Annotated in this window: 17 protein-coding genes; 10 read left to right on the forward strand and 7 right to left on the reverse strand. The window is 72.5% G+C overall.

Annotated elements, in window-relative coordinates:
* Positions 1–101: 101 nt before the first annotated feature.
* Entirely contained in the window at positions 102–1,214 is a 1,113-nt protein-coding gene (locus LCD35_RS13810; RefSeq protein WP_224962273.1) for a glycerate kinase, read from the reverse strand.
* 318 nt (positions 1,215–1,532) lie between these two features.
* Between LCD35_RS13810 and LCD35_RS13815 the strand changes: the two genes are divergently transcribed.
* From LCD35_RS13815 to LCD35_RS13850, 8 genes are all read left to right on the forward strand, one after another.
* Positions 1,533–1,805, forward strand: a complete 273-nt coding sequence (locus tag LCD35_RS13815; protein ID WP_224962272.1) for a thiamine-binding protein — start codon at positions 1,533–1,535, stop codon at positions 1,803–1,805.
* 9 nt (positions 1,806–1,814) lie between these two features.
* Positions 1,815–2,174: a helix-turn-helix domain-containing protein gene (locus LCD35_RS13820; RefSeq protein WP_258345655.1), complete on the forward strand. Its 360-nt coding sequence runs from the start codon at positions 1,815–1,817 to the stop codon at positions 2,172–2,174.
* 134 nt (positions 2,175–2,308) lie between these two features.
* On the forward strand, positions 2,309–2,806 hold the full coding sequence (gene uraD / locus LCD35_RS13825; RefSeq protein WP_224962270.1) for a 2-oxo-4-hydroxy-4-carboxy-5-ureidoimidazoline decarboxylase: 498 nt from the start codon (positions 2,309–2,311) through the stop codon (positions 2,804–2,806).
* Positions 2,803–3,123 carry a hydroxyisourate hydrolase gene (uraH, locus tag LCD35_RS13830; protein WP_224962268.1) on the forward strand — a complete coding sequence of 107 codons (321 nt, stop codon included), beginning with the start codon at positions 2,803–2,805 and terminating at the stop codon, positions 3,121–3,123. The genes uraD and uraH overlap by 4 nt, the downstream gene beginning before the upstream one ends.
* A gap of 5 nt (positions 3,124–3,128) precedes the next feature.
* Positions 3,129–4,019 carry a factor-independent urate hydroxylase gene (pucL, locus tag LCD35_RS13835; protein ID WP_224962266.1) on the forward strand — a complete coding sequence of 297 codons (891 nt, stop codon included), beginning with the start codon at positions 3,129–3,131 and terminating at the stop codon, positions 4,017–4,019.
* A gap of 91 nt (positions 4,020–4,110) precedes the next feature.
* Positions 4,111–5,475 carry a nucleobase:cation symporter-2 family protein gene (locus LCD35_RS13840; RefSeq protein ID WP_225044297.1) on the forward strand — a complete coding sequence of 455 codons (1,365 nt, stop codon included), beginning with the start codon at positions 4,111–4,113 and terminating at the stop codon, positions 5,473–5,475.
* Between the two features lie 238 nt (positions 5,476–5,713).
* Positions 5,714–6,688: a glycoside hydrolase family 43 protein gene (locus LCD35_RS13845; protein ID WP_224962262.1), complete on the forward strand. Its 975-nt coding sequence runs from the start codon at positions 5,714–5,716 to the stop codon at positions 6,686–6,688.
* 367 nt (positions 6,689–7,055) lie between these two features.
* Entirely contained in the window at positions 7,056–8,078 is a 1,023-nt protein-coding gene (locus LCD35_RS13850) for a S8 family serine peptidase (protein WP_224962260.1), read from the forward strand.
* 57 nt (positions 8,079–8,135) lie between these two features.
* Here the strand turns inward: LCD35_RS13850 and LCD35_RS13855 are convergent, their stop codons facing one another.
* Genes LCD35_RS13855 through LCD35_RS13875 form a run of 5 tightly spaced genes read right to left on the reverse strand, consistent with a single transcriptional unit; the run spans position 8,136 to position 9,745 of the window.
* Positions 8,136–8,321 (reverse strand): DUF397 domain-containing protein, encoded by a 186-nt coding sequence (locus tag LCD35_RS13855; protein ID WP_224962258.1) that lies wholly within the window; start codon positions 8,319–8,321, stop codon positions 8,136–8,138.
* Positions 8,309–8,506, reverse strand: coding sequence for a DUF397 domain-containing protein (locus LCD35_RS13860; protein WP_224962256.1), 198 nt, complete (start codon positions 8,504–8,506; stop codon positions 8,309–8,311). The genes LCD35_RS13855 and LCD35_RS13860 overlap by 13 nt, the downstream gene beginning before the upstream one ends.
* The gene (locus LCD35_RS30480; RefSeq protein ID WP_308011242.1) at positions 8,460–8,711 is read right to left on the reverse strand and encodes a DUF397 domain-containing protein; all 252 of its coding nucleotides are present in this window, start codon (positions 8,709–8,711) and stop codon (positions 8,460–8,462) included. The genes LCD35_RS13860 and LCD35_RS30480 overlap by 47 nt, the downstream gene beginning before the upstream one ends.
* A complete protein-coding gene (locus LCD35_RS13870; RefSeq protein ID WP_224962254.1) occupies positions 8,704–8,907 on the reverse strand; it encodes a DUF397 domain-containing protein in 204 nt (67 codons plus the stop codon). Before LCD35_RS13870 ends, LCD35_RS30480 begins: the two co-directional genes overlap by 8 nt.
* A complete protein-coding gene (locus LCD35_RS13875; protein WP_224968660.1) occupies positions 8,876–9,745 on the reverse strand; it encodes a helix-turn-helix transcriptional regulator in 870 nt (289 codons plus the stop codon). The genes LCD35_RS13870 and LCD35_RS13875 overlap by 32 nt, the downstream gene beginning before the upstream one ends.
* Before the next feature lie 168 nt (positions 9,746–9,913).
* Between LCD35_RS13875 and LCD35_RS13880 the strand changes: the two genes are divergently transcribed.
* Entirely contained in the window at positions 9,914–10,189 is a 276-nt protein-coding gene (locus LCD35_RS13880; RefSeq protein WP_224968662.1) for a hypothetical protein, read from the forward strand.
* A gap of 295 nt (positions 10,190–10,484) precedes the next feature.
* On the opposite strand, the gene LCD35_RS13885 is transcribed toward LCD35_RS13880, so the two are convergent.
* Positions 10,485–11,339 carry an NAD(P)H-binding protein gene (locus tag LCD35_RS13885; protein WP_225044298.1) on the reverse strand — a complete coding sequence of 285 codons (855 nt, stop codon included), beginning with the start codon at positions 11,337–11,339 and terminating at the stop codon, positions 10,485–10,487.
* 137 nt (positions 11,340–11,476) lie between these two features.
* On the opposite strand from LCD35_RS13885, the gene LCD35_RS13890 reads away from it, so the two are divergent.
* Positions 11,477–12,058: a TetR/AcrR family transcriptional regulator gene (locus LCD35_RS13890; RefSeq protein ID WP_224963053.1), complete on the forward strand. Its 582-nt coding sequence runs from the start codon at positions 11,477–11,479 to the stop codon at positions 12,056–12,058.
* The last annotated feature ends 38 nt before the right edge of the window (positions 12,059–12,096 follow it).

A 12,096-nucleotide genomic window follows, 5' to 3' on the forward strand; every position in this document is an offset into this window, starting at 1 on the left:
CTCTACGAACCCGGGGCGGTCCGGCCCCGCCCGCCACGCCCCGCGGTCCCGTCAGCCGCTGAGCCGCCGACCACGCGGAACGCGGCGGGCCGCGGACTTGTTCAGGCGAGCCACTTCGCCGCGATGTGCCGGGCGAGCTGCGGCAGCAGGTCGGCCGCCTCGCGGATGCAGCGCTGCGGGTCGGGTTCGACGTCGGTGAGCGCGAAGACGTCGGCGAACCCGGCGTCGCGGAGCCGTTCCGGCGCGAGCGAGCAGCGCCCGGCGACGGCGATGGCGGGCACTCCGGCGGCGGCGGCCCTGGTGGCGACGGCGGCGGGCCCCTTGCCGTGCAGCGTCTGCTCGTCGACGGACCCCTCACCGGTGAGCACGAGCCCGGCGCCGGGCAGCGCGGCGTCGAAGCCGACGAGTTCGAGCACGAGGTCCGCACCGGGGCGCTGCCGCGCGCCGAGGACGGCGAGCGCGGCGTAGCCGACGCCACCGGCGGCCCCGGCCCCCGGCTCGTCGGCGGCCTCGCGCCCGCCTGCGCGGGTGACGGCACCGGACCAGCTGCGCAGCGCGGCGTCGAGCAGCCGCACCTGGGTGGGGTCGGCGCCCTTCTGCGGCCCGTACACGTGCGCGGCGCCGCGCTCCCCGAGCAGCGGGTTGTCCACATCGGACGCGAGCACGATGTCGGCGTCGGCGAGCCGCGGGTCCAGCCCGCTGAGGTCGACCTCGGCGAGCTCGACGAGCCCGCCGCCACCGGGGGGCAGCGGACGTCCGGCGTCGGCGAGCAGCCGGGCGCCGAGCGCGGCAAGCATGCCCGCGCCGCCGTCGGTGCAGGCGCTGCCGCCGACACCGAGCACGATGGTGCGCGCGCCCGCGTCGAGGGCGGCGCGGATCAGCTCTCCGGTGCCGAAGCTGGAGGCGGTCATCGGCGCGAGTTCCCTGGTGGGCAGCAGCGCGAGCCCGGACGCGGAGGCGAGCTCGACGACGGCCTGGTCCCCGAGGAGCGCGAAGTCGGCGGCGAGCGGCGCCCCGACGGGCCCGGTGACGCGCGCCTGCATCCGCCGGTACCCGGTCGCGATCGCGGCGTCGACGGTGCCGTCCCCGCCGTCGGCGATGGGCGCGAGCCGCACCTCGACGCCGGGCAGTCCCGCGGCGAGCGCGTTCGCCACCTCGGGGGCGGTGAGCGACCCCTTGAACTTGTCCGGCGCGATCAGGACGGGACCGGGCACAGTGCTCTCCCTCGGGCTTGCGGCGGTGACTCGCACATTCCACCCGACTCGCCCGATCAGGGGAAGCCCGGCGGGCGCCGTTCAGCTGACCGAGCCGCGTCCGCCGAGCGGGCCACCGCGCGCCCGCGGGCCGCAGGGCCTTCCCCGCCTGCTGGTTCCGGTCCGCCCGGGTGCGCGCGACCGGGAGCGGCGCTCGTCGTCACGGCGATCACATCTCGGTCACGGGGGCCGATTCCGGTGGCACGGCGCCTTTTCCGCGACCGGGACCGCGGCGCCCGTACAGTGGGCCGATCTGCTCCCGAACCCTCGGAGGCGTCCATGTCCGAACCGCAGGTGACGGCGGAGTTCACCACGGAACCGTTCCGCGGCGAGGGCGAGCCGCCGGAGCACGCGGTGGCCGCCCGGGACCGGTTGCGCGCGGCGGGCCTGGAGCCGGACTTCGGTCCGCTGGGCACCTCGGTGCGCGGCTCGCGGGACGTGGTGCTGCCAGCGCTGCCGGAGGTGTGCGACGCGGCGCTGGCGGCGGGCGCGCACCGCATCACCTTGCAGGTCACGGTCGACCGCCCGACGGCTCCCGGGGCGGGATCCTAGGCTGTCGGCGTGCATCCGCTCGCTTCCGCGATCGCGCCGCTGCTGGCGCGGCTCGGCGCCACGACCGTTCCCGTCGAGGACCGGGAGCCGTCCGACGTGCTGCTGCACTGGGAGGGCGAACCGGCGGTCGCGGTGCGGTTGCCGGGCGCGGAGCTGACGAGCGCGCTGGACCGGTTGATCGCCGGGGTGGAGGCGGAGCTGGGCGGCCGATTGCCGGAGCTGTCGCGGGCGGACAAGCAGCGCGCGGTGCGGCTGCTGGAGGAGCGCGGCGCGTTCACGCTGCGCAAGGGCGTGGAGTCGGTGGCCAAGGCGCTGGGCGTCAGCCGCTTCACGGTCTACAACTACCTGAACCGGGAACAGCACCCCTGATCACCTGCTAGTTCAACAAAGTGTTGACACCCGGTGGGGCCGGTCGTAGCTTCAGCTGGCACGGTGCGCCGCCGGTCGTCCGGCGTGGGCGGACCGCGGATCAGCCGAGACGCAGCCGGCCCGAAGGGGAGGCCATGTCCGCACCCGACCGCTTCAACGCCGTTCCCCGCGCCGAGCTGCTGCCCGAGCTGCGCGCCTGCCTGGACGTGCCGCGCTGGGCCCAACGGGTCTGCGACGCGCGGCCGTACGACTCCGCGGCGGCGGTGCTCGCCGCCGCCGACGCCGCCGCCCGCGAACTCACCCCGGAGGAGGTCGACGCCGCGCTCGCCGCGCACCCCCGCATCGGGGAACGGCCTGCGGGCGAGGCGTCCTCCGCCACCTGGTCCCGCTCCGAGCAGTCCGGTGTGGACTTCGCCGACGAGGGACTGCGGACCGCGCTGCGGGAGGGCAACGCCGCCTACGAGCGGAAGTTCGGCCACGTGTACCTGGTGTGCGCGGGCGGCCGCGGTGGCGCCGAGCTGCTGGCGGTGCTGCGCTCCCGGATGCACAACGACCCGCGCACCGAACTGGGCGTGGTCGCCGACGAGCTGCGCAAGATCGCGTTGCTGCGCCTGGAGAAGGTGATCGCATGAGTGCCGTGACCACGCACGTGCTGGACGCCGCGCTGGGCCGCCCGGCCGCCGGGATCGCGGTCCGGCTGGAGGGGGCGGGACCGATCGCGGAAGGCGTCACCGACGACGACGGCCGCATCGGCTCGCTCGGCCCGGACGAGCTGGCGCCCGGCGACTACCGGTTGACCTTCGACACCGGCGCCTACTTCGCGGCGCGCGGCACCGAATCCTTCTACCCGCTGGTGCAGATCACCTTCCGCATCGCCGATCCGGCCCAGCACCACCACGTTCCGCTGCTGCTGAGCCCGTTCGCCTACTCCACCTACCGAGGGAGCTGATCGACGTGGGCATCGTGCCGGGACCGAACCAGTACGGCAAGGCCGAGATCCGGCTGGTCGCGGTGGACCGCGGCACCTCTCGGCACGAGATCCGGGACCTCACGATCAGCACCGCGTTGCGCGGGGACTTCGCGGCCGCGCACCGCGCCGGGGACAACGCGAACGTGCTGCCGACGGACTCGCAGAAGAACACGGCCTACGCGTTCGCGAAGCGCCACCCGATCGGTGAGGTCGAGGATTTCGCGCTGCGGCTGGGAAAGCACTTCGTCGACACCCGGGAACCGGTGCGGGGCGCGCGGATCCTCGTCGCCGAGCACGCGTGGGAGCGCATCGAGGTGGACGGCGCCGGGCACGACCACGCGTTCCGCCGCGGCGGCGCGGAGACGCGGACCGCGGCGATCACGGTGGACGGCGACGACGCGCACGTGGTGAGCGGTGTCGAGGGCCTGGTGGTGCTCAAGTCCACCGGCTCGGAGTTCCACGGCTTCCCGAGGGACGAGTACACGACGCTTCCCGAGACCTCGGACCGCATCCTGGCGACCGCGGTGTCGGCGCGCTGGCGGCACCTGGGCACCGAGGTGGCGTGGTCGGAGAGCTTCGCCTCGGTGCGCGCCGCGCTGCTGTCCGCGTTCGCGACGACGCACAGCCTCGCGCTGCAGCAGACGCTGCACGCGATGGGCGAGGCGGTGCTGGAGGCGCACCCGGGCATCGCGGAGGTGCGGCTGTCGCTGCCGAACAAGCACCACTTCCGCGTCGACCTGGAACCGTTCGGGCTGGACAACGACAACGAGGTCTTCTTCGCCGCGGACCGCCCGTACGGCCTGATCGAAGGGATCGTCACCCGCGACGACGTGCCCGAGGCGCCGATCGCCTGGTACGGCCTCCCCGAGTTCTGATCCGCCGGGGCGCCCGCCACGGTCCCGCGGTGGTGCGGGCGGGAGCGCGCCGGTAGCAGCACCGAATCCCGTTCCCCGCCGAGGAGCCCGCATGGCCTTCGAGGAGCACGCAGGCACCGACGTCCACCCCGTCGACGAAATCCCGCCACCGGGCCGGATGCTGGCGTTCGGCGCGCAGCACGTGGCCGCGATGTACGCGGGCGTCGTCGCTCCCCCGCTGATCGTCGGCGAGGCGCTGGGGCTGCCCAGGCAGCAGCGGACCCTGCTGATCGGGGCGAGCCTGCTCACCGCCGGGATGGCGACCTTGTTGCAGTCGTGGGGGATCTGGCGGATCGGGGCGCGGCTGCCGTTCGTCAACGGGGTCACGTTCGGTTCGGTGGCGCCGATCCTGGCGATCGTGGCGCAGCCGACGGACGGGAACCCGCTGTCGGTGGTGTACGGGGCGGTGCTGGTGGCCGGGGTGCTGGGTTTCCTGCTGGCGCCGCACTTCTCCCGGCTGGTGCGGTTCTTCCCGCCGGTGGTGACCGGTGCGGTGATCACGCTGATCGGGTTGTCGCTGCTGCCGGTCGCCGTCGGCTGGATCGCGGGGCGGGACCCGGCGGCGCCGGACCACGCCGCGCCGGGCCGGGTGGCGCTCGGCGCGGCGACGTTCGCGCTGGTGCTGCTGGGGAACCGGTTCCTGCGGGGGTTCTGGAAGCGGATCTCGCTGCTGCTCGGGTTGCTGGCGGGCACGGTGCTGGCGTGGCCGTTCGGGTTCGTGGACGCCACGACGTTCGCGCAGGCGCCGGTGTTCAGCGCGCCGGTGCCGTTCGCGCTGGGGGCGCCGGCGTTCAGCTGGAGCGCGACGCTGTCGTTGTGCGTGGTGATGCTGGTGGCGATGCTGGAGAGCACCGCGGACATGATCGCGCTGGGCGAGATCGTGGAGCGGCCCGCCGACGAGCGCACCATCGCGGCCGGGTTGCGCGCGGACGGCGCGGGCAGCGCGTTGAGCGCCGTGTTCGGCGGGTTCACCTGCAGCGCGTTCGCGCAGAACGTGGGGCTGGTGGCGATGACCCGGGTGCGCAGCCGGTACGTGGTGGCGACCGGTGGCGGGGTGCTGGTGCTGCTCGGGTTGTTCCCGGTCGCCGGGGCGGTGGTGTCGCTGGTGCCGCAGCCGGTGCTGGGCGGCGCGGCGCTGGTGCTGTTCGGTTCGGTGGCGGCGGGCGGGATCCGCACGTTGGGCCGGGCCGATCTGGGTGATCCGGCTCAGGCCCTGGTGGTGGCGGGATCGCTGGGTGTGGGGCTGATCCCGGTGGTGCAGCCGGACTTCTACGCGCACGCGCCCGCGGCGCTGCGCGCGGTGCTGGATTCGGGGATCAGCACGGGTTGTTTGGCGGCGCTGGCGTTGAACGCCCTGTTCCACCGCCGCGCCACCGCTGATCACGCTGCGCCCCCGGATCCGTCGCCCGGTGGGTGACCCGCCACCCGATCACGGCGTCCGGCTCCGCGCACCCGCCGGGCGCGCTCGGGCGGTTGGCCCGGTCACCGGGTGGATCTCGCAGGTCGACGACTCCCGGCGACGGTGACCGGAGGTCGGCCCGCGCTGCGGCTCGCACGCTGGACGACCTGATCGAGTGTCACTCGTGAGGTGAATGTGTCCGGCGAGGCGCACGGGACGCCGGTGCACTGGTGGGGCCGCCGAAGAAGGGGAACCCGTGCTGCGAACGTGCCGCCACCTGAGCCTGACCGCCGCCGTGCTGCTGCTGCTCGCACCACCGGCCGCGCTCGCCGACGAGCGCGCCGCCGGGAGCGCCGGACAGGTCATCGACCGCAACTTCCCGGACCCGGACGTGCTGGACCACGACGGGCAGTACTACGCGTACGCCACGAACACCGCCGGGTACAACGTGCAGCTCGCGACCGCCACCGACGCGGAAGGACCGTGGGAACAGCGGGCCGACGCGCTGCCGCAGCTGCCGCCGTGGGTGGGCCCGTCGCACACCGGCAGCCTGAACGTGTGGGCACCGGACGTGAGCGAGCGCTCCGACGGCACCTTCCTGCTGTACTACACCGCGCACCACACGGGTTCCGGCCGCCAGTGCATCGGTGCCGCCGTCGCGGGATCCCCCACCGGGCCCTTCGAGCCGACGAGCGCCGAACCGCTGATCTGCGCACCCGGCCAGGGCGACGTGATCGACCCGGCGAGCTTCGTGGACGACGACGGCAGCCGGTACCTGCTGTACAAGGACTCGCGCGGCAGCCGGGCGCGCAGCGGCCCGTCCACCATCCACATGCGACCGGTCGCGGCCGACGGCATCACGCCCGCCGGGAAGGACGTCCCGCTGCTGGGCGCCGACCGCCCCGAGGAGTCCGGGGTGGTGGAGGCGCCGACGCTGCTGCGGCGCCCGCAGGGCTACGTGCTGCTGTACTCGGGGAACACGTTCGACAGCGGCGACTACTTCACGAACTTCGCGACCGCGCCGAGCCCGACCGGACCGTTCACGAAGGCGCCGGGCGCGCTGCTGAGCCGGGAGGCCCTGGGCGGCGCGGTGACGAACCCCGGCGGGCAGGACGTGTTCGACGACGGCGAACTGATCGCGTTCCACGGGGACCTCGCCGAGCCGCCCGGGGATCGCGGGATGTGGGTCGCGGAACTGTCCTGGGACGGGCTGAATCCCGTGCTGCGGTAGGAAATTTCCTCTTCAACGATCAGGGTGATCCACCCGATCGTGCAGCGTCCGGGCAGTTCTGCCCCGGGCTGCCCCGGACTATCGTTCCGATCAGTCCCGCCGGTCGACGCGCGAACTCGTTGCGCGGCAACCGGATGGGGCGAGGGAGGGAGCGGACCCGATGTCCTCTGTGGACGTCGGGTCCGCTTTGCCCGTTCAGCGCTGCTCTGTTCGGCGCAATTCGCTGCACCGCGCGTCCCATTCTGGACTCGGGCGTGTATCGGGCCGGAACGTCGGTGGTCAGGCTGTCGTTGATCGCCTGAACTTTTTCACCGAACTCCGGGAGCAGCCCATGCGTTTACGGGCCCTCGCAATCACGGTCGCAGGCTTGACCGCGCTCGCCGCGCCGTCCGCCTCCGCGGCCACCACCCACGATCCCCTCGCCGGCGCGCAGTGGGGTCTCGACCAGATCCACGCCGAGCAGGCCTGGCAGACCAGCACCGGCGCCGGCCAGGTCGTCGCCGTCGTCGACACCGGCGTCGACCTCGACCACCCCGACCTGCGCTCGCAGCTGGTCCCGGGCGCCACGTTCACCTGCGGCGGCGGTCCCGCGCCGTGCGGCAACGGCGACTGGCGCGGGCCGGACGGCGTCGGCCAGGACACCGACGTGCACGGCACGCACGTGGCCGGGATCGCCGCGGCCGCCGCGAACAACGGCGTCGGTGGCGCCGGTGTCGCGCCCGACGCGAAGATCATGCCGGTGAAGGTCCTCGAAGACGGCCAGGGCGACTTCGCCGAGATCGGCGCCGGCATCCGCTACGCCGCCGACCACGGCGCCGACGTCATCAACCTGAGCCTCGGCGCGCAGCCCGGCTCCCAGCTGCTGACGCTGCTCGGGCTCCAGGCGCAGGCGAAGGACGCCGTCGAGTACGCCCGCGACAAGGGCGTCGTCGTCATCGCCTCGGCGGGCAACGAGACCGCCCCGCTGTGCGACACCCCCGCGTGGGAGCGGGGCGCCATGTGCGTCGCCGCCACCGACCGCGCCGAGAAAAAGGCCTCGTACTCCAACTTCGGCCTCAAGCTCGACTTCAAGGCCGTGGCCGCACCCGGTGGTGCGGGCGACGGCACCTGCGAAGGCGACATCGTCTCCACCGTCCCGCGCGGCACCGGCACCAAGTGCGGGGACGCCGACTACGACGCGCTCGCCGGTACCTCGATGGCCGCGCCGATGGTCACCGGCGTCGCCGCGCTGCTGACCGCCCAGGGCCGCACCGCCGAGCAGGTGGAGCAGGCGCTGATCGACACCGCGCACGCTCCCGGCAGCGACAAGACCGGGCAGTTCAGCCTGCTCACCGGGCACGGCGTCATCGACGCCGCCGCCGCGGTCGCGCAGCCGATCCCGCAGCCGTGACCCCGCGGTGGGGGGGCCGCATCGGGTCGGGTCGCCCACCACGGTTCGGCTCAGCGGTCAGCGGTCGAAACGGCCCGATTCGAGGCCGCGGAGGAACGCAGCCCAGCGGGCCGGGGAGACGGTGAGCCGCCCGTCCTCGACCGCCTTCGAATCCCGCACCGCGACGAAGTGGGGCGATAACGCCACTTCTACGCAGTTGTACTGGTCGCTATGACTGCTCTTCCGCCAGTTCAGCTCACGCATCGGTCGTAGTGGCCTTCGCCGATCCCGCTCAGGAACCGCCGCCAGTCCCGCGTCGAGAACGACAGGGAACCGGCCGCGCGATCCTTGGAGTCCCGCACCGCTGCCGCATCCTGCGACAACGCCACCTCCACGCAGTTGTCAAAAGCGTTGCTCCGCGAACTCTTGCGCCACGTCGGTTCGGTCATGATGTCGTTCCCCTTCCGCCCAACAGTCGCAGTGGGAGGTTTTGATCCCGAACAGGAAACGTTGCCACGCGCGCGACGAGAACGACAAGAACCCGGCCGCGCGATACTTCGAATCTCGAATGGCAGCGGAATCAGGCAAAAGGGCGACCTCTACGCAGTTGTAGTCACCGCTGTACGTGCTCGTCCGCCAGTTCGGTTCAGCCATCGTCCGGCTCACCACCAGAACGCCCGGCGTCGAGGCCCGCCAGGAACCGCCGCCAGTTCCGCGTCGAGAACGACAAGGAACCGGCCGCGCGATCCTTGGAGTCCCGGACCGCCACGGACGTCGGCGATAACGCCACCTCGACGCAGTTGTGGTAAGCGTTGCTCCTAGAGCTCTTCCGCCACACCCAGTCGCTCATCGGACAGTCCCTCCGCGGCTTTCTTGATCAACTCCAGTGATTCGCGCTCACCCAGCGCGATATCGTCCACTTCGTTGCAGGTTTCCACGACCAGTCGCAGATCGACAGCTTCGGCGAGGCATACGGCGAAACCCTGCGACTCGACGAAGGCGTAGCCCGTGCCGTCCGCGAGCTCGAAGTAGCTGAACGCCCCGTTCAACACCCGGTGCGCCGGAGCGGACAACGGGATCACGCGGATCTCGACGTTCGGTCGGCGCCCGATGCTGATCAGGTGCTCGAGCTGCAACCTCAGCGCCGTTTCACTGCCCAGGGTCCTGCTCAACGCGGATTCGTCGATCACGAAGCGGACGTGCGGAGGCCTCGGCCTGGACAGCACTGCTTGCCTGCCGAGCCTCGACGCCACCCGGCGTTCCACTTCGCGCGGTTGCAGACCGGCGCTCGCCATCAGGCAACGGGTGTAGTCGGCCGCCTGCGCTAAACCTGGGATCAGGGCCAGTTCCACACACGTGATCTTCGCTGCTTCGCGTTCCAGCACGAGCAGGCTCGCGAGCTGCTCGGACATGCCGTCGCCCAGCGCCAGCCACGCGGACGTCTCGTTCGACTCGCCGACGCGGTCCAGCAATTCCTGCTTGTCGTCACCGACGACGCCGAACAACGCGCACAGCGCACTCACCTCCTCGCGATCCGGGGCGCGCGTGCCGCGCTCGGTCCGGCTGATCGAGGAACGTGAGACACCCAGGGCCGCCGCCACCGATCGGGTGGTCATTCCGCGGTTCTCCCGCAAGGTGCGCAGTCGCACGCCGAGCCCGAGCTGACGCAGGGCTTCTGATTGCCGCATTCCATGACCTCCGGATTCCAGCGCGGGGTCGGTTCGAGAACTGACCGGATTTGCAGCGAAACAATCCGCTGAACTGCGGTGTCACACATTCGCTGGGCCAGAAGATTGCGATCTACCTTTCGATTCGTCAGCGGTTCGCCCGGTGATCGAACCGAAAGGAGGACGGTCGTGGCGTTGCCCCACCCGTACCGGTGCAGCAGGCCGGTGGCGTTCTGGATCGTCGGACTGGCGCTGCACCTGCGGCACGCCACCCCGTCCCGGCCGGGCGCGCTGCCCGGTGGGGAGCGGACCGCGACGTTGTGCGGCGATCGGATCCGCGTCCCGTTCGACACGCCACCGCCGCGCCGGCCGCGCTCCGCCGACATCACGGCGCTGCCCGCGGTGCGCCGAGTTCGCCGCGGAGCACGACTACCTCCTGCTCACCTGGGACTTCTGAGCCCCTGACCCGGTCCGCGGCGGGACCTCCCCGACACCGCCCAGGACCGGCCGGTGGCCGGGCGCACCCCTCCGACCAGCGCCCGGCCACCACCCCCGGAGTGAACGGACCGTTCGACCAACCAGATCAGGCAAACGGTCCGTTCACCCCGACCTGCTTCCGGGCTGGACGAGGTGAACGGACCGTTCGTCCACCGGGGGCGCGGGTCGTCCACCTCCCACCAGGGTTCCGCGGCAGCAGCCGCTCCCCACCGCGCACACCGCACCGGTCGAGGGCAGGAGACGACCGGAGCCGAGCTCGGATTCAGGCGGCGAGGTCCGCCGCGAGCCGATCCGCGGCGGTGCGGGGTTCGCGGCCGAGGAGTTCGGTCAGCAGCGAGCCCGGTTCGGCGAAATACCCCTCCCGCGCCGCCTGGTAGTAGGTGAGCAGGAGCCGAGCCGCCGGCTCCGGCACACCGCCCGCGATCTGGTCGGCGACCCACCGCTCGTCGTCCACGACGATGCGCTCGACGGTGCGGCCGGTGACGTCGGAGACGATCCGGCTGAGGTCGTCGAAGGTGACGGCGTTCGGCGCGGCGAGGGTGGCGGGACCGTCGAGGACGCGGTCACCGGCGAGGAGGGCCGCGGTGGCCTCGGCCACCTCGTCGCGGTCGGTGTACGCCACGGGACCGTCGTCCGGCCCGGCGATCACGCCGGTCCGCCGCCACGGGCCCAGGACCTGGTCGAGCGGGCCGTAAGCACCGTTGCGCAGCGCGGTCCAGTCGACTCCGGAGCCGGCGAGGAACGCCTCGGTGGCGACGTGGATGTCCGAGGGCCGGTACGGGTTGCCCGGGACGGCGCCGTGCTGGCTCGTGTAGACGATCCGCCGAGCACCGGCCGCGACCGCGGCTTCGACGGCACCGCGGTGCAGGCCGACGACGTCGGCGGCCGGATCGTTGCCGGACACCAGGAGGACCTGCTCGGCACCGGCGAACGAGTCGCGCAGGGCGGCCGGGTCCTCGTAGGAGCCCCGGCGCACCCGCACGCCGCGGTCGGCGAAGTGCCGTGCCCGGGTGACGTCGCGGACGCTGACGCCGATCCGCTCGGCGGGCAGGCGTTCCAGGAGGTGCTCGACGACGGCAGCGCCCAGCCCGCCGGTGGCGCCGGTGACAACGATCATCTTCTCGACCTTTCCGAGCATCCGCCCCGGTGACCGACGCTCCGCACAAGTTGACCCGACGGGTCAGTTTCGCTTCCGCCACGACCGTAAGTAAACTGACCAGGAGAGTCAAGTTAAGGCGACAGGAAGAGGCGACGATGCCCGGCGCGGTACCCCCGGAACCCCAGTTGCGCGCCGACGCCCGGCGCAACTCCGAGCAGATCCGCTCCGCCGCGATCGGCGCCTTCCGAGGACGAGGCCTGGCCGTGCCGCTGGAAGAGGTCGCCAAGGCGGCGGGCGTGAGCAAGGCGACGATCTTCAACCGGTTCGGCGGGCGGATCGGCCTCATCGAAGCCGTCATCGAAGAGGTCGTGACGAGCGAGCTGTCCGCCGTCATCGACCGCGCACGGGCCATCGACGACGCCGGTGAGCGGATCGAGCACTACCTCACCGCGATCCGCGACCTCCAGTACCGCCAGCCCGCCTTCAACGACGTCCTGCTGCAGGCGTACCCGGACTCGCCACAGCTCGTGGAGATCTGCCGCGCCGGCAGCGAGGCCAACGAGGAACTCGTCGCGGCGGCCCGCACCTCCGGCGCGCTGCGGCCGGAGTTCACGGCGAGCGACCTGCACGCGCTCGTCCACGACAACGCCCTCGCCCTCAAGCACGGCCGGCGGCCACTCCGGGAGGACTACGACCGCCGCACCACGTACCTCCTGGACGGGATCCGCGGACGCTGACGCGCCATCACCCGCGACAGGAGTGAACGGACCGTTCG

The sequence above is a fragment of the Saccharopolyspora sp. 6V genome (assembly GCF_020176785.1).
Lineage (GTDB): Bacteria > Actinomycetota > Actinomycetes > Mycobacteriales > Pseudonocardiaceae > Saccharopolyspora_C > Saccharopolyspora_C gregorii.